Origin of the sequence: Luteibacter sp. ME-Dv--P-043b, assembly GCF_030209605.1 — a bacterium.
Taxonomy (GTDB): Bacteria; Pseudomonadota; Gammaproteobacteria; order Xanthomonadales; family Rhodanobacteraceae; genus Luteibacter.
In genome coordinates this window covers 1-24,842 of record NZ_JARVRT010000005.1, presented here as the reverse complement: position 1 = coordinate 24,842, position 24,842 = coordinate 1, and the positions used below count along the sequence as shown (strand labels likewise).

Below are 24,842 nucleotides of genomic sequence, written 5' to 3'. Positions count from 1 at the left end.
GCCTGCCCATGTCGACGTCCGTTCCGTTCCGCCGCCTGAAGACCTGCCTCGCGACGGCGCTGCTGGCGGCCCTGCCGGGCATCGCGCCGGCCGAGTCGTTCACCGACGTCAAGCCGTCGCCGCAGCAGGTGGCCTGGCAGGACCTGGAGTTCGGCGTCATCGTGCACTTCGGCACCAACACCTTCCTCGACCGCGAGTGGGGCGACGGCACCGCGTCGCCCAGCGTGTTCAACCCCGACAAGGTCGATCCCGACCAGTGGGCGCGCGCGGTCAAGGCGGCCGGCGTGCGCTACATGGTGCTGGTGGCGAAACACCATGACGGTTTCGCCCTGTGGCCCACCGACCAGACCGATTATTCGGTGAAGGCCAGCCCGTGGAAGGGCGGCAAGGGCGACCTGGTGCGCATGGCATCCGACGCGGCGAAGAAGAACGGCCTGGGCTTCGGCATCTATCTATCCCCCTGGGACCGACACGATCCGCGTTACGCCAACGCCGCTGCGTATGACAAGTACTACCTGTCCGAGCTGGAAGAACTGGTGCAGCACTACGGACCGCTCACCGAGTGGTGGCTGGACGGTGCCGGCAGCGCGGGGCATGTCTACGACTTCGCCAAATACGTGGAAACGCTGCGGACCTACCAGACCAACGCGATGATCTTCGCCGATGTCGCCCTGTTCGACTACGGCGACATCCGCTGGGTCGGCAACGAGGACGGCGTGGTGCAGGGCGAAAACTGGAACGTCATCGACCGCCACGGACAGCTTCGCTGGCGGCCCCTGGAAGTGGACACGCCGCTGCACAAGGGCCACTGGTTCTACAGCTCCAGGCCGGACTTCGGCACGTCGCTGAAGACCGTGGACGAGCTGATGGACAACTGGGAAAGCAGCGTCGGCCACGGCGGCCAGCTGATGCTGGGCGTGGCGCCGGACACCCATGGCCTGTTGCCCGAGGCCGACGTGCGCCGGCTGGCCGACTTCGGCAAGGCGCTCAAGGCACGCTACGGCGATGCGGCCAACCTGGTGGCCCAGCACGCGCCTACCGACGCCAACACCGCGGCGGCCCTGGACGGCGATCCGTCGACGTTCTGGTCCGCACCGAACGGGGCGGCCAACGCCACGCTGGAGGTGGACCTGGGTCGCGAGGTCACCTTCGACCGCGCCATGACGATGGAATGGCTGGACGGTGGCCAGACCGTGCACGGCTATGCGGTGCAGGTGTGGGACGGCAACGGCTGGAAAACCGTTGCCCAGGCCCAGGCGATCGGTCACATGAAGATCGATCGCTTCGCGCCGGTTACCGCACGGCGCGTCCGTCTGAACATCCTGTCCGCCGTGGGCACGGCGCGTATCCGGGAGTTCAAGCTGTTCGCGGTCAACGCACCGCGTTAGGCAGCTCGTCCCAGATCTTCGGGTCTTCCGAACCCAGCACCCAGGCGCAGAAGCCTTCCAGCCCGTATTGCTTGACTACGTCGTAGCGGTCGCGGAAGGCGCGGGCATCGGGCAGGAACACCCACTCGCGCATCTGGTCGCGGTAGAAGTAGAACCACGACTCGTGCTCCACCGGATCCCACTGCATGGTGACACCGAACTGCTTGGCCAGCGGGAACGATTCGTCGGCATCGATATAGGTGCCGGAGATGTTCGAGTTTTCCTTGCCATCCGCGCCCACCGGGTTGCCGGTGAACCAACGGTAGCCGTACAGGCCGATGCCCAGCGACAGCTTGTCCTTGGGCACGATCTTGATCGCGTACTGCAGCTGTTCCATCACCCAGGGCATGCCCGCCACCGGGCCCGGCGTGGTCCAGCGCGTGTGCTGGTCGTAGGTCATCAGGCAGACCAGGTCGAGCACCTTGGACAGCTCCTTCAGATCGTACGCGCCACGCCAGTATTCCCACATCCACTTGCCGAAGGCGCCCTGCCCCGCATACCCCGGTGCATTGGGGACCACGGCCATGCTCAGCTTCAGCCCGTTCTTGTGCAGCGCCTCGTAGGTCTGGCGCGTGATCAGGGTGAGCGCGTCGCGATCGGTCCAGGCAATGTTCTCGAAGTCGAACTGGTAGCCGACGAAGCCGTGCAGCTTCGCCTGTTCGATCATGCTGGCGATCATCGCCTTCTTCGCGGTTTCGTTGGTGAGCAGCGCGTGGAACTTGGCGCGGTCGCCCGCAGCCGACACGATGGGCATCACCGGCAGCTTGTGTGCCTGGGCGATCTTCAACACGTAGTCGTCGGGACCACCGGAGACCAGGCCGTTTTCGTCCACGCCGTACCAGGTGGGCACCAGCAGGTCGATCTTGTCCACGTGCGCCTCGAACGAGGCCACCGATTTCTGCGTGCCCATCAGGTAGAACAGCGCCACGGGCGCCTTGGCGAACGCGGCCAGCGGCAGCCAGAACAGGCCGGCGACGATGAGGAGTTTCCAGCGATTCATGGGGAGGCCTTGGGGGTGGTCGGCGTGGCCAGCGTGATGCGGTACACGTAGGCGTCGCTGCCGACGGGATGGGAGGGAACCCGCAGGTGAAGCCCGGTGCCGTCCTGGGTGAAGGGCACGTTGCTACCGTCCGCCAGCAACTCGACCTTCGACACGGCGTCGGTCGGCTTGATCGCGTGCACGGTGGCCTTACCGGCCGCCGGCCAGCCCAGCTCGATCGCGTAGAGCTTGCCGTTGCCGGTGGTGAAGCGGAAATCGTCCGCGGTGAACGGCTTGGTCTTCGTATCCTGGAACGTGCCGCCGATGACCTCGGTGGGGCCTTCGCCGTACACCCGCCACGGCTTGCTGCCGTAGATGGCCTCGCCGTTGACCTTCAGCCACGCACCGATGCCGCGCAACGTATCCTGCGCGCCCTGCGGGATGGTGCCGTCCGCGCGCGGCCCGATGTTGAGCATCAGGTTGCCGTTCTTGGAGACCACGTCCGCCAGCAGGTGGATGATGACCGTGGGCGACTTGTAGGTGTCGTGGTCGATGTAACCCCACGAGGCCTCGCTGACCGACGTGTCGGTCTGCCAGTGCGTGGCGTGGATGCCGGTGAGCTGCCCGCGCTCGATATCCAGCGTGCCGGCGCCCTCGGGGAAGTCACCCAGCTTGTAGTTGACCACCACGCCGTCGCGTTTCGCGCCTTGGTTGTAGTAGTACGACAACAGGGTGGGCAGCGTGTTGCGGAAGGTCGGGTGACCGATCCACCAGTCGAAGTAGATGATGTCCGGGTGGTAATCGTCGATCAGCTCCGCCGTGCGGGCCAGCCAGTCGTCCAGCCAGGCCTGCGAGACGAAGGTCCAGTCGTCGGCCAGGTTCTGGTCGTCCTTGCTGAGGTGGTCCACCGCCGGCCCGTAGAGCCCGGCATTGGCGGGATCGTTCACGTCTGAATCGAAGTGGCGACCGCCATCGAAGAACCAGTCGTGCTCGGCCCGGTGGGACGACACGCCGAAGCGCATGCCCTGCGCACGGATCGCCTTGGCCAGCAGGCCGATGACGTCGCGTTTCGGGCCCTTCTGCACCGCCGTCCACTCGGACAGCTTCGAGTCGTACATGGCGAAGCCGTCGTGGTGCTCGGCCACGGGCACCACGTAGCGTGCCCCCGCCTCACGGAACAGCGCCGCCCAGGCGTCCGGATCGAACCGCTCCGCCTTGAACATCGGCACGAAATCCTTGTAGCCGAAACGCGACTGCGGGCCATAGGTGGCCACGTGGTGCGCGAATTCCTTGGTGCCCTGCTGGTACATGTTGCGCGAATACCACTCGCTGCCGAAGGCCGGCACCGAGTAGACGCCCCAATGGATGAAGATGCCGAACTTGGCGTCGTCGTACCAGGCGGGCGAGCGGTAGCCCTTCAACGAAGCCCAGTCGGGCCGGAACGGACCCTTGGCGACGTCGGCACCGACATGATCGAGGATGGCCTTGCGCGCCGGGGCGAACCGGGCGGTGGCCTGCTGCCAGCGCAGGTCCTGGATCTGTGGCGACACGGTGCCGGCGGTGGGCGCCGTCGCTTCGCCCGCATGGGCGGCACCGAACGCCAGCGCCGCCACCATGAGGGGGACCAGGGATCGTCGCACCATCGAAAGCACTCCTCGTTCCGTAAAAAAACCCGGCGGCGCCGCAGGGAGACGATCGCCGCCGGTAGCGCGCTAAAGCTTGAAGTTCAGGGTCATCGAGTACGTACGGCCGCTCTTGTACTCACCGATCGGAGCGTACTTGATGTCGGCGTACTGGTAGTACGTCGAATCCAGCAGGTTGGTCGCGCTCAGCGTGACGCCCATCCATTCGTTGACCTGGTAGGACGCGCTCAGGTCCAGTTCCTTGTACGCATCGGCGAACACGTTGGAATTCAGGCGACCCACCTGGGTGAAATACGGGGAACGGCGGCTGTAGTTGATGCGCGCCGACCACGGACCGTGCTCGTAGTAGGGGATGATGTTGACCGTGTTCTTGGACAGGTACGGCAGGTTGAGCTTGCCGCCGTCGGCCTGGGTCTGCGTGGTGGCCTTGCTGTACGTGTAGTTGGTCTGGATGCCGAAGCCGTAGCCCAGGTCCTGCTGGTAGATCAGCGACAGGCCCGAGACCTTGGCGTTGGACGCGTTGACCGGGGAGGTCACCTGGTACAGGTTGGTCTGACCCGTGGTCGGATCGGTCAGCGAGCGCTCGCTGGTGGTCGTCACGATATAGCTGTCAATCTTGCGCACGAAGCCTTCGACCGAGAGCAGGCTTGCCGGGGCGAAATACCACTCCGCCGACACGTCGAAGTTGGTCGACTGGTAGGGCTTCAGGTCCGGGTTGCCGGCGCTGGCGGTGAAGTTGCCCGTGGAAGCGCCGTTGAGCGACGTGGCACCGGCGAGGTCACCGTAACGCGGGCGGGCGATCACCTTGGCGATCGACGCACGCAGCACCTTGTCCTCATCCAGGTCGTAGGCGACGTTGAGCGACGGCAGCGGCTTGTAGTAGTGCGTGGTGTTCGACACGGCGCTGTACGTACCGCCGTTGTTGTTCACGTAGTAGTTGGACGTGTCCTTGGTATCGACATAACGCACGCCGACGTTGCCGCGCCACTTGCCGGATTCGAAGTCCAGCTGCAGGTAGGCGTCCTTGGTGATCTCCGCCACGCCGAAGATCGACGGGTAGTTGATGGTGTACGGGCCCTGCGGCTGCGACTTCAGGTAGTTGACCACGCTGCTCTGGCTGGCCGTGGCCCAGTCGGTCATGTTGCCGCTGGCATGCAGGCCGTCGTAGAGACCGCTGGGGGTGGAACCCGGATCGAAGTCGGTCAACGACACCGGATCGGTGGTGTTGATGCGGTTGCCGCGCGACTGCGTGCCGTTGAAATGGTTGGTGTACTTCACGCCCATTTCGATCTGGTTGATCGGGCCCCACGACAGGTCGCGAAGCGCGTCGAACTGCGCGTAACGCTCGCGGTCGGTGGTCTGCTCGTAGTAGATGCCACCGGCCTGGTTCTGGCCCGGCAGGGTCGGATCGCCCGGGGGCGAGTTGGCCGGCGAACCCGGCAGGCCCCAGTTGGCGGCGGAGCCGTTGTCGTAGTTGGTGCTGGTGTTGCGGCCGTCGTAGCCGAAGTTGTAACCGCCGTTCTTCAGCAGGTACTTCATCAGGTACTCGGGATCCTTGCCGCCGCTGGCGCTGGTGTAGCCCAACTGGCTGGTAAACTGCCACTCGTCGCCGGTGAAATCGTGGCGCAGGTTGATGCTCTTGGTGGAGACTTCCGTCTTGCGGTAGTTCGTATCCAGCTCGGCATACGGCTGGCCGTTGCCGGTGTTGGGCGACACCACGCCATTGGTGATGTAGCCGTTGCTGTTGGTGATGCTGGTCAGCTTGTTGAGGTCGCCGCAACCCGGGCACACATAGCGCGCCTCGCTGAAGTTGTCGTACTTGCCCTTGACGTACAGGCCGGTCAGGTTGAATTCGTTGTGGTCGTCCGGGCGCCACTGCAACGTGGACTGCAGGCCGTTGCGCTCACGGGTCTGCTGGAAGTAGTCGCTGTTGATGCCCACCGGGATCTTCGAATTGGCGTAGTTCGGGTCGCCGGTCACCGTGGGGTTGCTGGTGATCTTGTCGCCCGTGGTGTAGCCGAAGAACTCGATACCGGCGCGCGACAGGTTTTCCTTGTCGTGCGTGACGCTGGTCAGGAAACCGAGCGTGCTGTCGTCGTTCTTCCAGCTCCACAGCGCCGAGGCGCGCGGGTTGCCCTGCGCGGAGCGGTCGTTGTAGTTGTAGCCGAGCGAGCCGCGCAGCGTGTTGGCCGGCAGGTCCAGCGGCTTGCGCGTCTGGATGATGACCGTGCCGCCGATGCTGCCTTCGTCGATGTGCGCTTCGGGCGACTTGTACACCTGCATGTTGCCGATGATCTCGGGCGACAGCAGCGAGTAGTTGAACGTGCGGCCGCTGGTGTCGGTCGGGTTGCCGCCCCAGTCGCCCGAGGCGATGGTCTGGCCGTTCAGCAGCACGCGGTTGAGCGCGGCGTCGGTGCCGTTGACGCTGATCTTCTCGCCTTCGCCGAACTGGCGATCCACCGTGATGCCCGGCAGGTGCGACAGCGACTCGGCAGCGTTGGTGTCCGGGAACTTGCCGATGTCGGTCGCGCTGATCGCATCCACCACGGCGTTGGCGTTGCGCTTGATGTCGATCGCCTTTTCCAGGCTGCCGCGGTAACCGGTGACGGTCACGGCCTGCAGCGTCGCAGCCTGCTTTTCAGCGGCGCGTTCCTGGGCGGTCTTGGCCGCGTCCGGCTTGTTCGGGTCCGCGGGCGCGCTGGCGGGCGCGGCGGCGGGTGTCGTGGTGTCCTGTGCGTGCGCGGCGGCGGCGAATGCACAAAGGATGCTGGCGCACAGCAGGGTCTTGTTGATGGTCATGCGGATGTCCTCCCCCAAACTCTTCTTATTCCGGATGCTGGCGATCCGCCCGGCAGGCAGTGCGCTTCGTCCGTACGGAACCGCAACCGTCGGCGACGGCGCGGGCTAACGCCCATGTATTCGTGGCACCCGTCATCGACCCCGCGCCGACAACGTTGTCATCCGTGGTGTGTTGCTACCCACCGTCCGTTTACTGGCGAACGCAGTATTCAGATATGTTTCGCACGATTCAAGTTGCGCTGCAACAAAAATTTCATCGCGCCGTCACCTGTACACAGGTTCACCTATAAACGTAGTATTTATACCTGTGCAGGCGATACCGTCTGCCGTGTGTTTCCCTGGAGCCCCCATGCCGCTGCCGTTCGCGAGCCCAACCGCCACTGTGCCGCCCGCCCGTTGCGCCACGCTTTCGTCGCTGGCCTTCGGTGGCGCGCCGGTGGGCAACCTCTACACCGAGGTGGACGAGGCCGAGGCGCTGCGAACCCTTCGGCAGGCGTGGGAGGGTGGCATCCGCCACTTCGATACCGCGCCCTATTACGGTTTCGGCCTCAGCGAAAACCGTATCGGCGAGGCGCTTGCCGACCTGCCGCGTGACAGCTACGGGCTGTCCACCAAGGTGGGCCGACTGGTCGAGGATGCTTCCGGTCGCCACGGCGACCAGGACGGCTTTGCCGTGGACGGTCGTGTCGCCCGTTTCGACTACAGCCGCGACGGCGTGCGTCGCAGCTTCGAGGCAAGCCTGCGTCGCCTGCGCACCGATCGCATCGATATCCTGTTCCTGCACGACATCGGCGCGCTGACGCATGGCCCGCGGCATGCCGAGGTACTGGCACAGGCCCTCGACGAAGCGCTGCCGGAAATGGCGCGCCTGCGCGACGAAGGCGCGGTCGGCGCCATCGGTATCGGCGTCAACGAGGAAGCTGTCTGCCTCGATGTCATGGCCCGCTTCCGGCTCGACGCGATCATGCTGGCCGGTCGTTACACGCTGTTCGAACAGGCCGCCAGCACGCGCGTGATGGCGAAGGCCCAGGCCGACGATGTGGCCATCCTGGTGGCCGGTCCCTACAACTCCGGCCTGCTCGGCAACGCCGACCATCCCGGCGCCACCTACGATTACGCACCGGCTTCGCCCGCCGTGCGCGAGCGTGCGCAGCGTTTCTACGACGTGTGCCGGCGCACGGGCGCGGACGTCGGTGCAGCCGCCCTGCACTTCCCGCTGGCCCATCCCGCGGTGGCCAGCGTGGTCTGCGGCCTGCGTTCGGTGGCGGAAGTGGACACCGCGCTGCGGCGTCGCGCCACCGACGTGCCTGCTGCGACATGGCAGGCACTGATCGACGAAGGCCTGCTCGCCCCCGGGGTGCCCACGCCATGATCGTCGACGCACATCGCCATTACTGGGATCCGTCGCGCCTGCACTACGGCTGGCTGGCCAATGCACCGCCCTCGCTGCAAGCGACCTTCCTTCCCGAGGATGCCGGCGCGCCGACGGATGCCTGCTTCCTCGTCCAGGCTGCACCGGACGAACGCGAGACGCGCTTCCTGTTCGAACTGGCCCGCGCACGGCCCGAGGTGTTGGGCGTGATCGGCTGGATCGACATGGAAGCGGCCGATGTCGGTGCGCGCCTGGACTGGCTGCTCGCGGACGGCCAGGGCCTGCTCTGCGGCATCCGTCCGATGGTGCAGGATATTCCCGATGTCACCTGGCTGGCCTCGCCAGGGCTCGACCGGGCGTTCGATCACCTGCGCGACCGCGACCTGGTCTTCGAGGCCCTGGTCGACGGTCGCCACCTTCGCACGCTGTCGACGCGACTGGCCCGGCACCCGGGCCTGCGCACGGTGATCGACCATGCGGCCAAGCCGGACATCACCGGCGGTGGCTTTGCCGAATGGGCCGGCGCCATCGCGCGACTGGCGCAGATGCCGGATGTGTACTGCAAATTCTCCGGCCTGCTCGACCGCACCGGTGCCGTCGCGGACCCGCGCGCGCTGGAACCCTACGTCGGCCACCTGTTCGAGACCTTCGGCGCCTCACGCCTCATCTGGGGCAGCGACTGGCCGGTGGTCACCACGCACGCTACCTACGACGCCTGGAAAACCGTGGCCCGCGCCTGCGTGCTGCGTCATGCCCCCCATGCCGAGTCGTCCGTCTTCGGCGACAACGCCATCGCTCTCTACTCCGCCGCATCGAGGTCTTCCCCATGACATCGTCCGCCCGTTCCGGCCGCCTGGCCGGCAAGCACGCCCTGATCACCGCTGCCGGCGCCGGCATCGGCCGCGCCACCGCACTGGCCTTCGCCGCCGAAGGCGCCACCGTGCTGGCCACGGATATCGACGAGCACGGACTGGCCGGACTGGCCGCTGCGCTCGACGAGCACCTCGCCGCCACGCCGTCGGCCGTGCGCGGTGCCTTGCGCACGCAGCGCCTCGACGTGACCGACGCGGCGGCGATCGCAGCGCTCGTCGCCGACGCGGGCCCGCTGGACATCCTCTTCAACTGCGCCGGCTACGTGCACGCGGGCACCCTGCTGGACACGGACATCGACGCGTGGCGCCGTTCGTTCGCGATCAACGTCGACAGCATGTTCCATACGTGCCGCGCGGTGCTTCCGGGCATGCTGGAACGCGGTGCGGGCAGCATCCTCAACATGGCGTCCGTGGCCTCCAGCATCAAAGGCGTCCCCAACCGCTTCGCGTATGGCACCAGCAAGGCCGCGGTCATCGGCCTCACGCGCTCCATCGCCGCGGATTATGTCGCCCGTGGCATCCGTTGCAACGCGATCTGCCCCGGCACGGTGAAAACGCCCTCGCTGGGCGATCGCGTGCGTGCGCTGGGCGGCGACGAGGATGCCGCATGGCGTGGCTTCACCGAGCGGCAGCCGATGGGTCGCCTGGGCGATCCGCAGGAGATCGCCGCGCTGGCCCTCTACCTGGCCTCCGACGAATCGTCGTTCACCACCGGCACCGTCCACGTCGTGGACGGTGGCATGTCGAACTGAAGGAACACGCATGAAACTCGTACGTTATGGACAACCGGGGCAGGAGAAGCCCGGCATGATCGATGTCGACGGCCAGCTGCGCGACCTGTCCGGCATCGTCGACGACCTGTCCGGCGCGACGCTGGGCAACGCCTCCTTCGCGCGCCTTGCCGCCCTCGATCCCGCATCCCTGCCCCTCGTCGCGGGCCAGCCGCGTTTCGGTACGCCCGTGGCGGGGATCGGCAAGATGATCTGCGTGGGCATGAACTACGCGGACCACGCCGCCGAGACCGGTGCGCCGGTGCCGGAGCAGCCGGTGCTGTTCATGAAGGCCACCACCGCCATCGGCGGCGCGAACGATACCGTGGTGATCCCGCGCGACTCGGTGAAGACCGACTGGGAAGTGGAGCTGGGCGTCATCATCGGCGAGGTCGCGCGCGACGTGTCGCTCGACGATGCGATGAGCCATGTCGCCGGCTATGCCGTCATCAACGACCTCTCCGAGCGCGAGTTCCAGCTGGAACACGGCGGCCAGTGGGTCAAGGGCAAGAGCTGTGACACCTTCGGCCCGATCGGCCCCTGGCTGGTCACCCGCGACGAGGTGGCCGATCCGCAGAACCTCTCGCTGTGGCTCGAGGTCAACGGTCATCGCTACCAGAGCGGCAACACGCGCACGATGGTCTACGGCGTGGCCTACCTGGTCAGCTACATCAGCCGCTACATGACGCTGATGCCGGGCGATGTGATCAGCACCGGTACGCCGGCGGGCGTCGGCCTGGGCCTGAAGCCGCCCACCTACCTCAAGCCCGGCGATGTCATCGAACTGGGCATCGAAGGGCTGGGGCGCCAGCGCCAGGATGTGGTGGCGCATCCGGGGGACCGCCGCGCATGGTGAACATCACGGCGCTGGACACGTACGACGTCCGCTTTCCCACCTCGCTGGACCACGACGGTTCCGATGCGATGAACCCCGACCCCGACTACTCGGCGGCCTATGTGGTCATCCGCACCGACAGCCCCGATGGCCTGGCGGGCTACGGGCTGGTGTTCACCATCGGCCGCGGCAACGACGTGCAGACGGCGGCGCTGGCGGCGCTCGAACCGATGGTGGTGGGACGCCCGCTGGACAGCGTGATAGATCACCTGGGCGACTTCGCGCGCGAGCTCAACGGCGATTCGCAGCTGCGCTGGCTGGGCCCCGAGAAAGGCGTGATGCACATGGCCATCGGCGCGGTGATCAACGCCGCCTGGGACCTCGCCTCGCGACGTGCGGGCAAGCCGCTTTGGCGCTTCATCGCCGACATGAGCCCCGAGCAGATCCTGGCGCAGATCGACTTCCGTTATCTCACCGATGCGATGACGCCCGAGCAGGCGCTGGCGATCCTGCGCGAGGCCGAGCCGCACAAGCAGGCACGCATCGCGCAGCTGGAAGCCGAAGGCTATCCCGCCTACACCACCTCGCCCGGCTGGCTCGGCTACAGCGACGCCAAGATGCAGCGCCTGGCACGCCAGGCGGTGGCCGACGGTTTCCGCACCATCAAGCTGAAAGTGGGCCTGCACCTCGAAGACGATATCCGCCGTTGCCGGCTCGCCCGCGAGACGGTCGGCCCCGACATCGCCATCGCCGTGGACGCCAACCAGCGCTGGGACGTGGGCACCGCCATCGACTGGCTGAAGCCGCTGGAAAGCGTGGGCCTGGCCTGGGTGGAAGAACCCACCAGCCCCGACGACGTGCTCGGCCACGCGGCCATCCGCCGTGCCGTGGCACCCACGCCGATCTCCACCGGCGAGCACGGCCAGAACCGCGTGCTGTTCAAGCAGCTGCTGCAGGCCGAGGCCGTCGACCTGATCCAGATAGACGCCGCGCGCGTGGGCGGGGTCAACGACAACCTCGCGATCCTGCTGCTGGCGGCGCACTTCGGCGTGCGTGTCTTCCCGCATGCCGGCGGCGTGGGCCTGTGCGAACTGGTGCAGCACCTGGCCATGGCGGATTTCGTGGCCATCACGGGCAAGAAGGAAGATCGCGCCATCGAGTTCGTCGACCACCTGCACGAGCACTTCGTCGATCCGGTGCGCATCGAACAGGGCCGCTACCGTGCGCCGTCCGCGCCAGGGTTTTCCGCGCAGATGCACACGAGCTCGGTGCGCGACCACCTGTTTCCCGACGGGATCGTATGGCGTAGCCTGCCGCTCGTCGCGGGCGCCTGACAACACGCCGACGCCCGGCCGGCACCGCCGTGGCGTCGGCCTCCGTCGCGATCGCCGGAAGACGGCTTTCAGCTAGCCGCGCAGGCCGCCAGGTCGAAGATCCGCTGCATAGGCACCCATTTCTGCCCCGCAGCGGCCCACGGTAGCGGCTGCTGGAACGTCGACATCAGCGCTTCCCACGCTTGCACGCGCTCGCTGGCGGCATCGGCTGCGGCCTTCGCCGCGCCGTCGAAATCCGGCCCGACACGCATTAGCATCACCAGCCGGTTGCCCGTGCGGAAGATCTGCATGTCTTGGATGCCGGCCGTGCGGATGGACGCCACCACTTCGGGCCAGATGAATTCGGCCCGGTGCCAGCGCTCGTATTCGGCGATCGACGCGGGATCGTCGTGCAGGTCCAGCGCGAGGCATTGCCAGTTCATGCGACCACGCCCCTGGCCGCCGTGCGCCGCCAGGCGAACAGGAAGATGGCGACGAAGCACAGCATCGGCACCAGCATGGCGTGGGCGATGCCGAGGCGATCCGACGTGGCACCCATGACCGCCGTGACCACGGCACCGCCGACGATGGCCATGACCAGCAACGAAGCGCCGAACTTGCGTTCCGTATCGCCACGGCCCTCCACGCCCAGCGCGAAGATGGTCGGGTACATGATCGACATGAAGAAACTGGAAGCCACCAGCGCGTAGATGCCGACGTGGCCGGGCACGAAGGCAGCCACCGCCGCCAGCACTACGTTGACCAGTGCGAACGTGCGCAGCACGTGGGCCGGACGCAGGTATTTCATGATGGCGGCGCCGGCAAAGCGTCCCGCCATGAAGCACAGCAGCGCGGCGGTGATGTAGTTGGCCGCCGCCTTGTCCACCGTGCCCGGCATGGTGGCCTGGGCATAGCGGATCATGTAGCTGAAGACGGCCACCTGGGCACCGACATAGAAGAACTGGGCGACCACGGCCGACATGAAGCGACCGTCACGCAGCAGGCGACCGAGCACACCGCGATCCACCGGTCCTGCCGATTCCGATGCGTCGACCGAGGTGCGCGGGAACCGGGTGATGGCGATGAGCGCCGCCCAGACGATCACACCCAGCCCGATGACCAGGTAGGGCATCTGCACGGCCGCCGCTTCGCTCTTCATGTAGGCCAGGTGCGCCGCGGCATCCATGGCGGCCAGCTGCTCGGGCGAGCGTTCCACGCCGCTGAAGATGAAGTGCTGCCCGATCAGCACACCGGTGATCGAGCCCAGCGGATTGAACGCCTGCGCGAGGTTGAGCCGGGAGGCGGCCGACTCGCGTGGGCCCAGCAGCGTCACGTAGGGATTGGCGGAGGTTTCCAGGAAAGCCAGCCCGGCGGCGATCACGAACAGGCCGACGAGGAAGGTGCCGTAGGTGGCCGTGGCCGCGGCGGGCCAGAACAGCAAGGCGCCGGCGCCGTACAGCAGCAAGCCGAACACCACGGCCGGTTTATAGCCGAAGCGCCGCATGAACATGCCGGCCGGCAGCGCCACGAGGAAATAGCCGAGATAGAAGGCGCTCTGCACCAGGCCGGCATCGAAGTCGGACAGCGTGAACGCCTTCTTGAACTGGGCCACCAGCACGTCGTTGAGGTTGTTGGCCACGCCCCAGAGAAAGAACAGGCTGACGATCAGCACGAGCGGGAACAGCGGGGCTCGCGCCAGGGCGCGCGTCGGGGTCGCCGTGATCGGCGTGTGCTGCTGCATGCGATGTCTCCGCTGACATGGCCCGGGACGCGGGATGTGCAAATATGAACTTATTATTCACCAGCATAACAAGCTGCGCTGCAGCATGGCATGTCGGTAGCGATGTATATACACGCCCGCAGCCAGCCACACGCTAGACTTGCCATGCACCGTTTCTGCCCATGCCACGGAATGCCATGCCCCCTGCCGATTCGCCGAAGTATCGCGCCCCTGCCCTGGACAAGGGCCTCGACATCCTCGAACTGCTTGCCCGGGCCACCCAGCCCTTATCCATCGCCGAGATATCCGAAGGCGTGGGACGCTCGCGCGGCGAGATCTTCCGCATGCTCCAGGTGCTCGAGGAACGCGACTATATCGCCCGACCCGACGGCGAGGGAGCCTACTCGCTCACGCCGCGCCTGTTCCGGCTGGGTATGGAACAACCGCCGGTCAGGAACCTGATCGAAACCGCGATGCCGGTGATGCACCGGCTGGCCGACGGCATCGACCAGTCGTGCCATCTCGTGGTGCCCTCGCAAGAGCAGATCGTGGTGATCGCGCGGGTCGATCCCCCCGGCGAGACCGGACTGGTGGTACGCGTGGGCCATCGTCGCCCCATGTCGCATTCCGCATCGGGCTATGTGCTGCTGGCCTGGCAGACCGACGACACCCGCGAGCGCTGGCTGCGTACCATGGCCGCGCACGATCCGGCGCTGGACCGTGCGCGTGTGGACGCGACGGTGGCGAAGGTACGCGCCGCGGGCCTGGCCCGCATCGCCAGCGAAGTGGTGGATGGTGTCACCGATCTCTCGGCACCGATCATCGAAGGCAACCATGCGGTATGCGCACTCACGGTGCCCTTCATCGAGCGGCGCGGCGCAAGGATCGACATCACGGCCACCGCCCGCCTGCTGGCGGACGCCGCGGCCGAAGTCTCACGCGAGCTGTCGCACGGCGTGCCGGGACTCTAGCCGCCGCGCGGCGGGTAGATCAGCATCGCGTCGCCGTAGGAGAAGAAACGGTAGCGTTGCAGCACGGCGTAACGGTAGGCATCCAGGATGGTTTCCTTCCCCGCCAGCGCCGAGACCAGCATCAGCAGCGTCGATTGCGGCAGGTGGAAATTGGTGATCAGCGCATCGACGCTGGTGATGGTGTAGCCGGGGAAGATGAAGATCTGCGTCTCGCCGGCAAACGGACGCAGCACGCCCTCCACCGTGGCGCTTTCCAGCGCCCGCACCACCGTGGTGCCCACCGCGATCACCCGACCACCCGCCGCCCGCGTGGCGCGGATCTTCTCCACCAGCGCAGCCCCTACGTTCAGCCACTCGCGGTGCATGACATGGTCACGCACATCCTCCGCACGCATGGGCTGGAACGTGCCGGCACCCACGTGCAGGGTGACGTAGCCCATGTCCACGCCGGCGTCGCGCAGGCGCTGCAGCAGGTGCTCGTCGAAGTGCAGGCCGGCGGTGGGCGCGGCGACGGCACCCGGCTCGCGCGCGAACACGGTCTGGTAGCGCTCCATGTCGGACTGATCGGCGCTGCGCTCGATGTACGGCGGCAACGGCATCTCGCCCAGGCGCGACAGCAGCCGCTCCAGCGGCTCGCCCGACTCGAAGCGCAGCAGGAAGAACTCGCCGTCGCGTCCCAGCACGGTGACCATGCTGCCGTCGGCCAGCTCGATACGGCCGCCCTCCTTCGGCTTCTTGCTGACGCCGAGCTGGGCCCGCGCCTCGTGCGCACCGGTGACCCGCTCGATCAGGATCTCCACCGCGCCGCCCGACTCCTTGCGGCCGTGCAGGCGGGCCGGCAGCACGCGGGTATCGTTGAACACAAGCAGGTCGCCCGGGCGAACCATCTCGGGCAGTTCGTCGAACTTGCGATCCTTCTTGCTGTGCGCCGCCACGTCCACTACCAGAAGGCGGCTGCCCGAACGCCGAGCCAGCGGTGCCTGGGCGATCAGGTCGGGCGGAAGGTCGAAGTCGAAATCGGATTTCTTCACGGCGGGTACGGCATCGGGAGCGGGTGGGGATTATCCCCCATCCCGCTCCGGGCCGTTCAGGCCACCGTCCGGCGGCGGCGCCGGCGGACGATCAGGGCACCGATGGCCGCCACCAGCGCGACGAGCACGACGATCTCGATCACCAGGTGCTTGTGCACGAACTGCTTGACCACCCTCACCTGCTGCGCACGCTTGAGTTCACGCGCCCGATCGAAGTTCGGCGGCTCGCAGTTCATGCCGAAGTTGTCGGCCCACGCGACATGCGGCCCCTGCTTCACGTAGCGCTCGTAATAGATGCGGGCACGGCGCGACCGTTCGTTGAGCGGCTTATCCGCTTCGCCATCGGCGGCCTCGTCGTAATCGGGCGGACCCTCGCGCATCCAGCGGGTGGCCATGCAAAGCGTGGCCGCGAACGCCTGCGAGCGCGGCGGCAACAGGTCCGCCGCTGCCGCGGCGTGGTCGGCTGCCACGTAGCGATAGTGGAAGCGGCGATCGGGCTGTGCGTTGCTGTCGGCAAAACGTTGCCGCTCGCCGGCGGTCACCAGGTCGCCCTTGAGCGTCGCGGCCGACTGGCCGCTCCCGCCCTGGAACACGCCGCCGTTGTCCGCGAAATCCGGGGCCTGTTCGAAGCCGAGGATTTCCATGCCGTGGTCGCGCGCGACCGTCGCCGCGGCGAAGCGGGCTTCGGCCTTGCCGATATCCGTCCAGCGATGATCGCCATCGTGCACGTCTTCAGCATAGGCCTTGGCCGTGGCACGCAGGTCCACCTCGGCGTAGCGCTTGTCCACGCCCGCCGGGAAATAGGCCAGCGCGTCGTCGAAGCGCCCGGCGCGCATGAGCCGGCGCGCCAGCATCCAGCGCAGGCGGTCGCCGAACAGCAGTGAGGCCGCCGTCACGTCCTTGTCGTCGGCCTTGGGAGCCGCCGATGCCGTGGGTACGTTGGCGTCCACGAACGTCTTCAGTTCATCGACGGTGAGCACGCGCTCGCCGATGTACATCGTGTCGTTGCCGTAGCCCGCGCCTGCGCTCTCGCCATCCTCGTCGACGACATTGCCGTCGCCGCCGACCGCGTTGGACGCTTCGAACATGCGCGTCATGGCTTCCACGTAGTCGCCACGGGACAGCGCGAGCACGCCGCGCTCACCCATCAGTTGATGGACGCTGCCGGGCTCCAGCGAGGCCTTCGGATCGTCCGCGCGCGGGAACGCCTTGGCCGCCTCCGCATAGGCCTGGGCTGCCGCGTTGCGATCGCCCCGGCGCAGGGCCAGCTTGGCGCGCACCCAGCTGGCCAGCGGACCGTCCGCATGCGCCAGCAACGCCTGTGCGGCGTCGTAGCGGCCCAGCTCGTAGGTGAGCGAGGCCAGGCGATCGGCCGCGGCCACCTTGTCCGGGCCGGCCTTGTCGATCGCATCGAGCAAGGCGCCGAGCACGGGATCGGGCTTGCCGTCGGTGGACTGCGGGGCCACCCTTGCCAGCGCGTAAGTGACCAGCAGCCGCTGCGACACCGGACCCTCCACCAGCGCCTGCGCCTGCTCGGGCACGGCCAGCACCGCGCCGGCGATGGCCGCCAGCGATTCCACCGCGCCACGTGATCCGTGCCCGGCCTGGGCCGCATACAGCGCGATGGCGTGCTTGAGGTCATTGGGCGCCAGTTGCGCCACGCATTCCTCGCCCTTGACCATGTCGACCCAGAGGCAGGCGGTGTCGCCGGCATACAGGCTCAGGCGCGCTTCCTCGCCGAAACTGGCCACGGCAAGGCCCTGGGCATCGGACGCGCCTGCGAGGACGCGGGCCCGGGTGTCCTGGAACGCTTTCGCCGCCGCGGCGCGCTCCGTCGCAAAAGCGGGTGTGCCGGTGGCTCCGGCCGCACGCAGCGCGTGCACCTCGCCCAGCATGTACGCCGCCCACGCGCCGCGCGCCTTCGATGATTCAGGGGGCAAGGCCGTCACCGCCTCGAACTGCGCCTGCGCGCTGGCCAGGGCCGCCGCGTCGAAGGTCGCACACGGCGGCTTGCCGCTCGGCTGGCCGTATTCGTTTTCCGGTGCGGCGGGGCACGCCGCCGTCGCACGGTTCCACTCGACCGCGCCCGCTACGTAATGGCGTACGTCGTCCGGCAGGTCCTTGCCGGCATCGAGTGCCTCGGCCGCACCGGCCGACGCCATGATCGCCTTGACCCGCTCGGCCTGGTCGGCAGGCAGGTCCGGCTTGACCGACGGCTCCTCGAACGGTGCCGTCTCCACGGCGGCCAGCGTGTCCGTGGCCGGCAGCAGGTGCGCCGCCTCGAAGGCGAAGGTGTTCTGCGGCACGGCGGCCAGCGTGGCCGCGCGATCGTCCAGCGTCTGCGTCGGGAACCAGGGCCCGCAGGCCCAAGTCACCGCGCCGGCCAGGGCCAGCACGCAGCCGATCGCCAGCGAATGGGTCTTCATCATGAAAGCGGCGCTCCTTCAGCGCGGAGGGAAAGGGTGGATGGCGTACCGGCCGGGCAATGTGCCCAGCCGATCGCGCGTTGCGCTTGTGCGGGTAACGGTCGTGCCTGCTGCGACACCAGCTCGAGACCCTCCCCGGTGTGATGCACCACGTAACCATCGATGCCATCGGCGACATCGCAGCCACGCGGCAGGGTAACCGACAGCGGCGGAGCCATGTCGATACCGCCGGTGTTTTCCAGCACGACGTCGGCGGCGGCGCCATCCTTGCCCGGGCGCAGCATGGCACGCAAGGGCGGTGCATCGAGGTGGCCGGTGACGACGCCTCGCCACGTCGCCAGGCTCCACGCCCGGCTGTCTTCCGCCGTGGGCAGCCGGAACCAGGCGAAACCGACCAGGCCACGGGGACGCTGCGCGGCCAGCCGATCGACGACGCGGCGAACAGCCAGCGGCGAGGCATAGAGCTCCGACGCCGCGATGCCGGCGGCCCGCAGGCCCTGCTCGCTTTCCACGGCGAGCATCGACCCGTCGGCGTTCCAGCTCACCCGCGAGCCGTACGTCGGCAAGGCCACGCGGAACGGCTTGCGCGTATGCCGCGCGAAGTCGTCGATCCAGCCCAGCGCCACGGCCGGATCGAACAGGCCCGCCTGCGGGGCCTGCACGGCATGCACCTGCAACACGGACGCGTCGGGCACGGCAAGCAGGTCGTCCAGATCGGCCGAGCCGATCCAGGTCGGCAATGCCGTGATCGACAGCGGCGTGTCGCCCAGGGCGGTCTTGAGGCGGCGAAGGAACGCGGTGTACGCGGGCAAGCGTGCCGTGGGGCAGTCGTAGTCGATCTCGATGGCCGCCGCAGGCAGCGACGCGTCGCGGGCGATGCCGACGATGCGACTCACCAGCCCGGTTTCATCCAGCCGGGCAAGCCGCCCATCGATGCGCACGACCAGGATCGCCGGGCGTCCGCTGGCGGCCAGGACCGCGCGGTCGGGCGCGAACGTGTGGAACGTGCCGTCGCGGTCGGCCTGGGCGACAAGCACGCGCCAGTCGCTGACCAGGTCGCGCGAGGCCATGACCGACGCGCCCAGCGACGGTGTCCACTGCCGCTGCCAGATATAGGCGTCGTGGGTGAGCGGCGCCTCCGCATGGCGGCATGCCGACACGACCAGGGCCAGCGACACGGCCACGGCCCAGCCCAGGCGACGGATCGAACGTCGACGGGCGTCGCTCACAACCAGCCTTTCTGCCTGGCCAGCCGGTACGCCTCGATACGATTGGCCGCGCCCAGCTTGCCGATCGCTTCAGACAGGTAGTTGCGCACCGTGCCATGCGACAGGTTCAGTTGCACGCCGATGTCGCCGGCCGACTGGCCCTCGCCGGCCAGGCGCAGCACCTGGCGCTCGCGATCGTTCAGGGGATCGGCATCCGACCAGGCTTCCAGCGCCAGCTGCGGATCGATGGCGCGGCCACCGCGATGCACCTTGCGCAACGCCTCGGCCAGGTTCTCCGCCGGGGCGTCCTTCAACAGGTAGCCGCTGACGCCGGCGTCCAGGGCACGGCGCAGGAAGCCGGGACGCGCGAACGTGGTCACGATCACCACCTTGATCGGCAGTTCCTGCCGATGCACGCGCTGCGCGATCTCCAGTCCGGTCAGGCCGGGCATTTCGATGTCGGTAACCAGCACGTCGGGCTTGAGCCGCTGCAGTTCACGCCAGGCGGTTTCGCCATCGGCGGCCGTACCCAGCATCTCGATATCGGATTCCAGCCCGAGCAACGCGGACAGCGCGCCCCGAACCATGGCCTGGTCCTCGGCCAGCAAGACGCGGATCATGCGGCGTGCTCCAGCATGCCGCGTGCCGCCAGACCGCCGCAGCCGTTGTCCGTGATGCGCATCGAGAAAGCCTCCTGGTTCCGGGTGATGACCACGCGTGCCTCGGTGGCACGCGAATGGCGATGGATATGGGTAACGCGCAGGTCGCGGCATGAAGAGGTCACGGGGCGAACCCGGCATCGGTGGACAGCTCGCCGCGTGGCGGCGCCGCCAGCCGGTCGGCGGGCATCAGCGGGATCGCGATGCGCACCCGCGTGCCTTGCGCACGGACGGATTCGAAACCGATGGACCCGCCCAGCTTGCGCACGCGCTCGCGCATGCCGCAGATACCGTTGCCCTCGCCGCCGACGCCGCCCTTGCCGTCGTCCGTCACGGTGAGCACCAGCGTCCTGCCCTCGATCGCGACGTGCGCTTCCGCGGTGGATGCCTGCGCGTGGCGATGCACGTTGGTGATCGCCTCGCGCAGGACCAGGGCCAGTTCGGATTCGATCCGCTCGGGCAGTACGGGCAACTCGCTGGTGTATTCGAAGCCGACCATCGACGCATTCAACAACAGGCGCGCCGACGCCAGTTCCGCGGCCAGGCCCGACGCGCGGATGCCAGTCACCGCCGAGCGCACTTCCGCCAGGGCATGCCGCGCCACCTGTTCGGCTTCTTCCATTTCCCGTCGCGCGGCGACCTCGTCGCGATCGAGCAGGCGACGCGACAGCTCCAGCTTCAGCGTGATCAACGACAGGGTGTGCCCGAGCAGGTCGTGCAGGTCGCGGCCGATGCGCTCGCGCTCGGCCATCGCCGCCAGGCGGCGTACTTCATCGTGGGACAGCTTCAGCTCGGCATCGCGCTGCGAATTGAAACGGTAGATGACGTTGATTGCCCCGACGCACAGCGCGATGAAACTCAAGCCGGCAATGATGGCCGGCGGCCAGTCGTGAAGGAGGTAGGCCACCAGCACGAAGCTGCCCAGGATGGCGGCCGTCCCGCCCAGCCAGCGCCGCGGCGATCCCTCGAAGCCGACGATGGCGCAGGCGTAGATGACATAGCATCCGCACGCGCTGGCGTTGACGTCCATGACCGCGAAGCCGAGCAGTGCGGACGCCGCGGCGAACCACGGCGTCAAGCGCAGCGACTGCGTATAGGCGAGCACGTAGAACACGAGGAACACGGGAAACGAGATGCCGGTAACCAGCCACCAATGAGGCTCCAGGGTCTTGGCGAACGCCAGGTCGCCGAACGCGTACACCGTCCAGACCAGGTGGAACAGGCTGGCAAGGCGCATGCGCGGCTTGTCGCGGAAGCGGTTCCAGAGCGAATCCGGCGTCGGCGTGAACCACGGGCGGGGCATGCGGGCATCCGAAGACAGGTGGGCGTTCATGCTACTTCAACCGTGCCGCCGCAGGCGCCGTGCCGCCAGCCACAGGAAGGCCACGGTGAAGGCGGCCAGCACGCCCACATGGATCACGTTGCCGCCCTCGCCCAGACCCACCGCGGATAGGGCCAGGCGGTCCAGATGGTAGGCCGGCCACAGCGGCGCGATCGACTGCAGGAACGACGGCAGCACCGGCAACGGTATCCACAGTCCGGACAGGAAGGCCATGGGCAGGTAGATGAGGTTGACCACGCCCGGCGCGCCCTGCCCCTTCACCAGCGTGCCGATCAGCAGGCCCAGCGCACAGAACGGCAGCACACCGAGCACTTCCAGGACGAAGAACGCGGCAAGACGCGACACCGGCAGCGACACCCCGGCCACGAAGGTGGCCAGGCTCATCAGGATGATCGAGATGATGGCGGCGACCAGCATGGCCATGCACATCTTGCCGAGCAGGTACGCACCCGGCGGCATCGGCAACGCGCGTTTCAGCGTCAGCAGGCCCGAGTCCCGCTCCAGCGCCAGCGACACGCCGAAGCCGAACAGCCCGGGCGCCATCACGCCGAAGGTGCCGTACGACGCCAGCAGGTAACGCGGCGCGTCGGCACTGTTCGCATGGGACAGGAAAATCCCGAACATGATGTAGAACACCGACGGGAACAGCAGGGTCGGCAGGAGGAAACCCGGGTTGCGCAGGTAACGCAGGCATTCCGCCTTCGCTTCCTGCACATAGGCGTTGACGACACGGCGACCGCTCATGACCGGCGCGGCGATGCTCTCGATAGTGTTCATGCGGCCTCCTGGGCCATGTCGCCGGTCTCGGATTCACGGGTGATTTCGGCGAACGCCTCGGCCAGGCCGGCGCGCTGCACTTCCAGTTCGGACAGTCCGTCGTCGGCGGCAAGCAGCCGGCGCACGACGCTTTCGGCATCCGCGGTGGCGAGGCTCAGGCGACCGTGTTGCAACTCGACGGAGGTAACACCCGGCCAGGCGGATACGGTGGCGATATCCGTGCGGGTGATACAGCGGACGCGACGCACCGCCACATGGGCGCGCAGCGCATCGACGCTGCCTTCGGAGATGACCTTGCCGCGGGCTACCACGCAGACGCGGTCGGCCAGCGCTTCGGCTTCCTCGAGGTAGTGCGTCGTCAGGACCACCGCACAGCCGCCGGCCACCAGTGTGCGGATGGACGACCACAGCGATTGCCGCGACGCGATGTCCATGCCGACGGTCGGCTCGTCGAGGAACAGGATCTCGGGGCGTCCGACCAGGGCCATGGCAAACTGCGCACGACGCTGCTGGCCGCCGGACAGGTCGGCGTATTTGCGACCCATCAGGTCCGTGATCCCAGCCAGTGCGGCGCACTCGGCGATGCCGCGCGGTGCCGGGTAGTAGCTGGCGGTGAGGGTCAGCAGTTCACGCAGCTTCAGCGTGGGCGGCAGGCTGGCCGACTGCAGCATCACGCCGATGCGTCGGCGCGCCTGGATGTCCTGGGGATCGCGATCGAACAGGCTGGCCGTGCCGCTGTCGGCACGGATCAGGCCCAGCAGCAAGCCGATGCTGGTGCTCTTGCCGGCGCCGTTGGGACCGAGCAGGGCCAGTACCTCACCCCGGTGGATGGAAAGATCGATGCCGTCTAGCGCGACGACGTTGCCGTAGCGTTTGCCGACGCGATCCAGACGTGCGATGCAGGTGTCGTTGTTCATGAGTGTCCTCCCTTGCGTCGCACCATATTTGACGGCAACCCCTTGACGGCAGTCGCTTGCGTCATTGTGCGGATGTGACAAGCGTCACCCGGGGGTTACGGGGCAAAAAGCCGCATGCTATGCTGGCTCATTAAACCCTTTACATATAGACACTTAGCGGCAGTGCCGCGTCATCCAGTGCGACAAGTACCAGGAGTGGGTTATGGACGTGATCGGTCTTCTGCATGAGCTTCGCGACTTCGGTGGTGCCGCGCGCACGCGGGGCCTCCCCGACACGGTGGTTTCCCGCTTCGCCGCCACCGATCCCGCGCTGGTGCAGGCGATCGAGGATGCCGTGGCCTATCACCGTGCGCTGCGCGCCGACATGGCCGACTTCCTGCGACTGGACGAAGTGGCGCAGATCCACCAGTTGCAGGCCAGCCTGGTCAACTTCTATCCGGACGACGGCCTCAACCCCTATGTGCCGGCCGCCGCGCGCGGTCCGTGGGTGGTGACGCTCAAGGGCGCCGTTGTGCACGACAACGGCGGCTACGGCATGCTCGGCTTCGGCCACAACCCGCAGGCGATCATCGACGCGATGTCGCGCCCGCAGGTCATGGCCAACGTGATGACTGCCAACGTCGCCCAGGTGCGCCTCTCCGACGCGCTGCGCCGCGAGCTGGGCCACACGCGTGGCGGCAGCCCGTACACCCGATTCCTTTGCCTGAACTCCGGTTCCGAGTCGGTGACGCTGGCCGGCCGCATCGCCGACGTCAACGCACGCATGATGACCGACCCGGGCGCACGCCACGCCGGTCGCACCATCAAGCGCCTGGCGGTCAAGGGCGCGTTCCACGGCCGCACCGAGCGCCCGGCGCTGTATTCGGATTCCTCGCGCCGCAACTACCAGCAGCACCTGGCCAGCTTCCGCAACGAGGACACCCTGATCACGGTGGAGCCCTACGACGTGGCGCAGCTACGCGCCGCGTTCGCCGAAGCCGACCGCCAGGGCTGGTTCATCGAGGCGATGTTCCTCGAGCCGGTCATGGGCGAAGGCGATCCGGGCCGCGCGCTCACGCCCGATTTCTATGCCGCCGCGCGTGAACTCACCCAGGCCCACGGCACGCTGCTGCTGGTCGATTCGATCCAGGCGGGCCTGCGCGCGCACGGCGTGCTTTCCATCGTCGACTATCCCGGCTTCGAGTCGCTGGACGCGCCGGACATGGAAACCTTCTCCAAGGCGCTCAACGCGGGCCAGTACCCCTTGTCCGTGCTGGCCGTCACCGAGGCCACCGCCGACCTCTACCGCAAGGGCATCTACGGCAACACGATGACCGCCAACCCGCGCGCACTCGACGTCGCCGTCGCCACCATGGCCGAGCTGACCGACGAGGTGCGCGAAAACATCCGCGCCCGCGGTCGCGAGTTCGTGCAGAAGCTGGAAGGCCTGAAAACCGAACTGGGCGGCCTGATCACCAAGGTGCAGGGCACGGGCCTGCTGTTCTCCTGCGAGCTGGCGCACGAGTTCAAGTGCTACGGCGAAGGTTCCACCGAGGAATACATGCGCGAGCGCGGTGTGGGCGTCATCCACGGTGGGGCCAACTCGCTGCGCTTCACGCCGCACTTCCGCGTCACCAGCGCCGAGGTGGACCTCATCATCGAGGAAATCCGCCATGCGTTGAAGGAAGGTCCGCGGCGTCAGGTGGCGGCTTCGACGCGGGCAGCATAAGAGACAAAGCCAGAACCACCGTCGCTCGTATGGCGCGGCGAGGAGGCGCTGGGTGGTCACACTCTGCGCTCGG

Annotated in this window: 21 protein-coding genes; 8 read left to right on the top strand and 13 right to left on the bottom strand. The window is 67.5% G+C overall.

Annotation, left to right across the window (positions count from 1 at the left end):
* The first annotated feature begins 8 nt into the window (after nt 1-8).
* Nucleotides 9-1,388, top strand: coding sequence for an alpha-L-fucosidase (locus tag QRN34_RS03120; RefSeq protein ID WP_285401915.1), 1,380 nt, complete (start codon nt 9-11; stop codon nt 1,386-1,388).
* Here the strand turns inward: QRN34_RS03120 and QRN34_RS03115 are convergent.
* The 3 genes from QRN34_RS03115 to QRN34_RS03105 all read right to left on the bottom strand — a co-directional run bounded on the left by QRN34_RS03115 (nt 1,372) and on the right by QRN34_RS03105 (nt 6,848).
* Entirely contained in the window at nt 1,372-2,427 is a 1,056-nt protein-coding gene (locus tag QRN34_RS03115) for a glycosyl hydrolase family 18 protein (protein ID WP_285401913.1), read from the bottom strand. The genes QRN34_RS03120 and QRN34_RS03115 overlap by 17 nt on opposite strands.
* The gene (locus tag QRN34_RS03110) at nt 2,424-4,022 is read right to left on the bottom strand and encodes an alpha-L-fucosidase (protein ID WP_285402137.1); all 1,599 of its coding nucleotides are present in this window, start codon (nt 4,020-4,022) and stop codon (nt 2,424-2,426) included. Before QRN34_RS03110 ends, QRN34_RS03115 begins: the two co-directional genes overlap by 4 nt.
* A gap of 96 nt (nt 4,023-4,118) precedes the next feature.
* On the bottom strand, nt 4,119-6,848 hold the full coding sequence (locus QRN34_RS03105; protein ID WP_285401910.1) for a TonB-dependent receptor: 2,730 nt from the start codon (nt 6,846-6,848) through the stop codon (nt 4,119-4,121).
* A gap of 349 nt (nt 6,849-7,197) precedes the next feature.
* Between QRN34_RS03105 and QRN34_RS03100 the strand changes: the two genes are divergently transcribed.
* Genes QRN34_RS03100 through QRN34_RS03080 form a run of 5 tightly spaced genes read left to right on the top strand, consistent with a single transcriptional unit; the run spans nt 7,198 to nt 12,031 of the window.
* Nucleotides 7,198-8,220, top strand: coding sequence for an aldo/keto reductase (locus tag QRN34_RS03100; protein WP_285401908.1), 1,023 nt, complete (start codon nt 7,198-7,200; stop codon nt 8,218-8,220).
* Nucleotides 8,217-9,050 carry an amidohydrolase family protein gene (locus QRN34_RS03095; RefSeq protein ID WP_285401906.1) on the top strand — a complete coding sequence of 278 codons (834 nt, stop codon included), beginning with the start codon at nt 8,217-8,219 and terminating at the stop codon, nt 9,048-9,050. Before QRN34_RS03100 ends, QRN34_RS03095 begins: the two co-directional genes overlap by 4 nt.
* Entirely contained in the window at nt 9,047-9,844 is a 798-nt protein-coding gene (locus QRN34_RS03090) for an SDR family oxidoreductase (RefSeq protein ID WP_285401904.1), read from the top strand. The genes QRN34_RS03095 and QRN34_RS03090 overlap by 4 nt, the downstream gene beginning before the upstream one ends.
* A 10-nt stretch (nt 9,845-9,854) precedes the next feature.
* Nucleotides 9,855-10,718, top strand: coding sequence for a fumarylacetoacetate hydrolase family protein (locus QRN34_RS03085; RefSeq protein WP_285401902.1), 864 nt, complete (start codon nt 9,855-9,857; stop codon nt 10,716-10,718).
* Entirely contained in the window at nt 10,712-12,031 is a 1,320-nt protein-coding gene (locus QRN34_RS03080; RefSeq protein ID WP_285401900.1) for an enolase C-terminal domain-like protein, read from the top strand. Before QRN34_RS03085 ends, QRN34_RS03080 begins: the two co-directional genes overlap by 7 nt.
* Before the next feature lie 68 nt (nt 12,032-12,099).
* Here QRN34_RS03080 and QRN34_RS03075 read toward each other — a convergent pair whose 3' ends face one another.
* Together QRN34_RS03075 and fucP are read right to left on the bottom strand one after the other, a co-directional pair.
* Entirely contained in the window at nt 12,100-12,453 is a 354-nt protein-coding gene (locus tag QRN34_RS03075) for an L-rhamnose mutarotase (RefSeq protein WP_285401898.1), read from the bottom strand.
* On the bottom strand, nt 12,450-13,751 hold the full coding sequence (fucP, locus tag QRN34_RS03070; protein WP_285401896.1) for an L-fucose:H+ symporter permease: 1,302 nt from the start codon (nt 13,749-13,751) through the stop codon (nt 12,450-12,452). The genes QRN34_RS03075 and fucP overlap by 4 nt, the downstream gene beginning before the upstream one ends.
* 176 nt (nt 13,752-13,927) lie before the next feature.
* Here fucP and QRN34_RS03065 point away from each other — a divergent pair, with 176 nt between their 5' ends.
* Nucleotides 13,928-14,701 (top strand): IclR family transcriptional regulator, encoded by a 774-nt coding sequence (locus QRN34_RS03065; protein WP_036140488.1) that lies wholly within the window; start codon nt 13,928-13,930, stop codon nt 14,699-14,701.
* Here the strand turns inward: QRN34_RS03065 and queA are convergent.
* The 8 genes from queA to QRN34_RS03025 are packed head-to-tail and all read right to left on the bottom strand — an operon-like array spanning nt 14,698 to nt 23,061.
* Nucleotides 14,698-15,732 (bottom strand): tRNA preQ1(34) S-adenosylmethionine ribosyltransferase-isomerase QueA, encoded by a 1,035-nt coding sequence (gene queA / locus QRN34_RS03060; RefSeq protein ID WP_285401893.1) that lies wholly within the window; start codon nt 15,730-15,732, stop codon nt 14,698-14,700. The two genes, QRN34_RS03065 and queA, sit on opposite strands and share 4 nt — an antisense overlap.
* Nucleotides 15,733-15,788: 56 nt before the next feature.
* Nucleotides 15,789-18,161, bottom strand: a complete 2,373-nt coding sequence (locus QRN34_RS03055) for a hypothetical protein (protein WP_285401891.1) — start codon at nt 18,159-18,161, stop codon at nt 15,789-15,791.
* Entirely contained in the window at nt 18,158-19,387 is a 1,230-nt protein-coding gene (locus tag QRN34_RS03050; protein WP_285401889.1) for a DUF3142 domain-containing protein, read from the bottom strand. The genes QRN34_RS03055 and QRN34_RS03050 overlap by 4 nt, the downstream gene beginning before the upstream one ends.
* Entirely contained in the window at nt 19,384-19,986 is a 603-nt protein-coding gene (locus QRN34_RS03045; RefSeq protein ID WP_036140485.1) for a response regulator transcription factor, read from the bottom strand. The genes QRN34_RS03050 and QRN34_RS03045 overlap by 4 nt, the downstream gene beginning before the upstream one ends.
* Nucleotides 19,983-20,150 (bottom strand): hypothetical protein, encoded by a 168-nt coding sequence (locus QRN34_RS03040; protein ID WP_285401885.1) that lies wholly within the window; start codon nt 20,148-20,150, stop codon nt 19,983-19,985. Before QRN34_RS03040 ends, QRN34_RS03045 begins: the two co-directional genes overlap by 4 nt.
* Complete coding sequence (locus tag QRN34_RS03035) at nt 20,147-21,358, bottom strand: sensor histidine kinase (protein WP_285401883.1); 1,212 nt, start codon at nt 21,356-21,358, stop codon at nt 20,147-20,149. The genes QRN34_RS03040 and QRN34_RS03035 overlap by 4 nt, the downstream gene beginning before the upstream one ends.
* Nucleotides 21,359-21,364: 6 nt before the next feature.
* Nucleotides 21,365-22,144 (bottom strand): ABC transporter permease, encoded by a 780-nt coding sequence (locus QRN34_RS03030; RefSeq protein WP_285401881.1) that lies wholly within the window; start codon nt 22,142-22,144, stop codon nt 21,365-21,367.
* Complete coding sequence (locus QRN34_RS03025) at nt 22,141-23,061, bottom strand: ABC transporter ATP-binding protein (RefSeq protein WP_285401879.1); 921 nt, start codon at nt 23,059-23,061, stop codon at nt 22,141-22,143. The genes QRN34_RS03030 and QRN34_RS03025 overlap by 4 nt, the downstream gene beginning before the upstream one ends.
* 202 nt (nt 23,062-23,263) lie before the next feature.
* On the opposite strand from QRN34_RS03025, the gene QRN34_RS03020 reads away from it, so the two are divergent.
* Nucleotides 23,264-24,769 (top strand): aminotransferase class III-fold pyridoxal phosphate-dependent enzyme, encoded by a 1,506-nt coding sequence (locus tag QRN34_RS03020; protein WP_285401877.1) that lies wholly within the window; start codon nt 23,264-23,266, stop codon nt 24,767-24,769.
* The last annotated feature ends 73 nt before the right edge of the window (nt 24,770-24,842 follow it).

Excerpts from the sequence above, each read along its gene's own strand:
- QRN34_RS03020 (WP_285401877.1), top strand. The coding sequence starts at position 23,264 with ATGGACGTGATCGGTCTTCTGCATGAGCTTCGCGACTTCGGTGGTGCC.
- QRN34_RS03055 (WP_285401891.1), bottom strand. The coding sequence starts at position 18,161 with ATGATGAAGACCCATTCGCTGGCGATCGGCTGCGTGCTGGCCCTGGCC.
- QRN34_RS03095 (WP_285401906.1), top strand. The coding sequence starts at position 8,217 with ATGATCGTCGACGCACATCGCCATTACTGGGATCCGTCGCGCCTGCAC.
- QRN34_RS03030 (WP_285401881.1), bottom strand. The coding sequence starts at position 22,144 with ATGAACACTATCGAGAGCATCGCCGCGCCGGTCATGAGCGGTCGCCGT.
- QRN34_RS03105 (WP_285401910.1), bottom strand. The coding sequence starts at position 6,848 with ATGACCATCAACAAGACCCTGCTGTGCGCCAGCATCCTTTGTGCATTC.
- QRN34_RS03115 (WP_285401913.1), bottom strand. The coding sequence starts at position 2,427 with ATGAATCGCTGGAAACTCCTCATCGTCGCCGGCCTGTTCTGGCTGCCG.
- QRN34_RS03100 (WP_285401908.1), top strand. The coding sequence starts at position 7,198 with ATGCCGCTGCCGTTCGCGAGCCCAACCGCCACTGTGCCGCCCGCCCGT.
- QRN34_RS03085 (WP_285401902.1), top strand. The coding sequence starts at position 9,855 with ATGAAACTCGTACGTTATGGACAACCGGGGCAGGAGAAGCCCGGCATG.
- QRN34_RS03025 (WP_285401879.1), bottom strand. The coding sequence starts at position 23,061 with ATGAACAACGACACCTGCATCGCACGTCTGGATCGCGTCGGCAAACGC.
- fucP (WP_285401896.1), bottom strand. The coding sequence starts at position 13,751 with ATGCAGCAGCACACGCCGATCACGGCGACCCCGACGCGCGCCCTGGCG.
- QRN34_RS03110 (WP_285402137.1), bottom strand. The coding sequence starts at position 4,022 with ATGGTGGCGGCGCTGGCGTTCGGTGCCGCCCATGCGGGCGAAGCGACG.
- QRN34_RS03065 (WP_036140488.1), top strand. The coding sequence starts at position 13,928 with ATGCCCCCTGCCGATTCGCCGAAGTATCGCGCCCCTGCCCTGGACAAG.
- QRN34_RS03090 (WP_285401904.1), top strand. The coding sequence starts at position 9,047 with ATGACATCGTCCGCCCGTTCCGGCCGCCTGGCCGGCAAGCACGCCCTG.
- QRN34_RS03120 (WP_285401915.1), top strand. The coding sequence starts at position 9 with ATGTCGACGTCCGTTCCGTTCCGCCGCCTGAAGACCTGCCTCGCGACG.
- QRN34_RS03035 (WP_285401883.1), bottom strand. The coding sequence starts at position 21,358 with ATGAACGCCCACCTGTCTTCGGATGCCCGCATGCCCCGCCCGTGGTTC.
- QRN34_RS03075 (WP_285401898.1), bottom strand. The coding sequence starts at position 12,453 with ATGAACTGGCAATGCCTCGCGCTGGACCTGCACGACGATCCCGCGTCG.
- QRN34_RS03080 (WP_285401900.1), top strand. The coding sequence starts at position 10,712 with ATGGTGAACATCACGGCGCTGGACACGTACGACGTCCGCTTTCCCACC.
- QRN34_RS03045 (WP_036140485.1), bottom strand. The coding sequence starts at position 19,986 with ATGATCCGCGTCTTGCTGGCCGAGGACCAGGCCATGGTTCGGGGCGCG.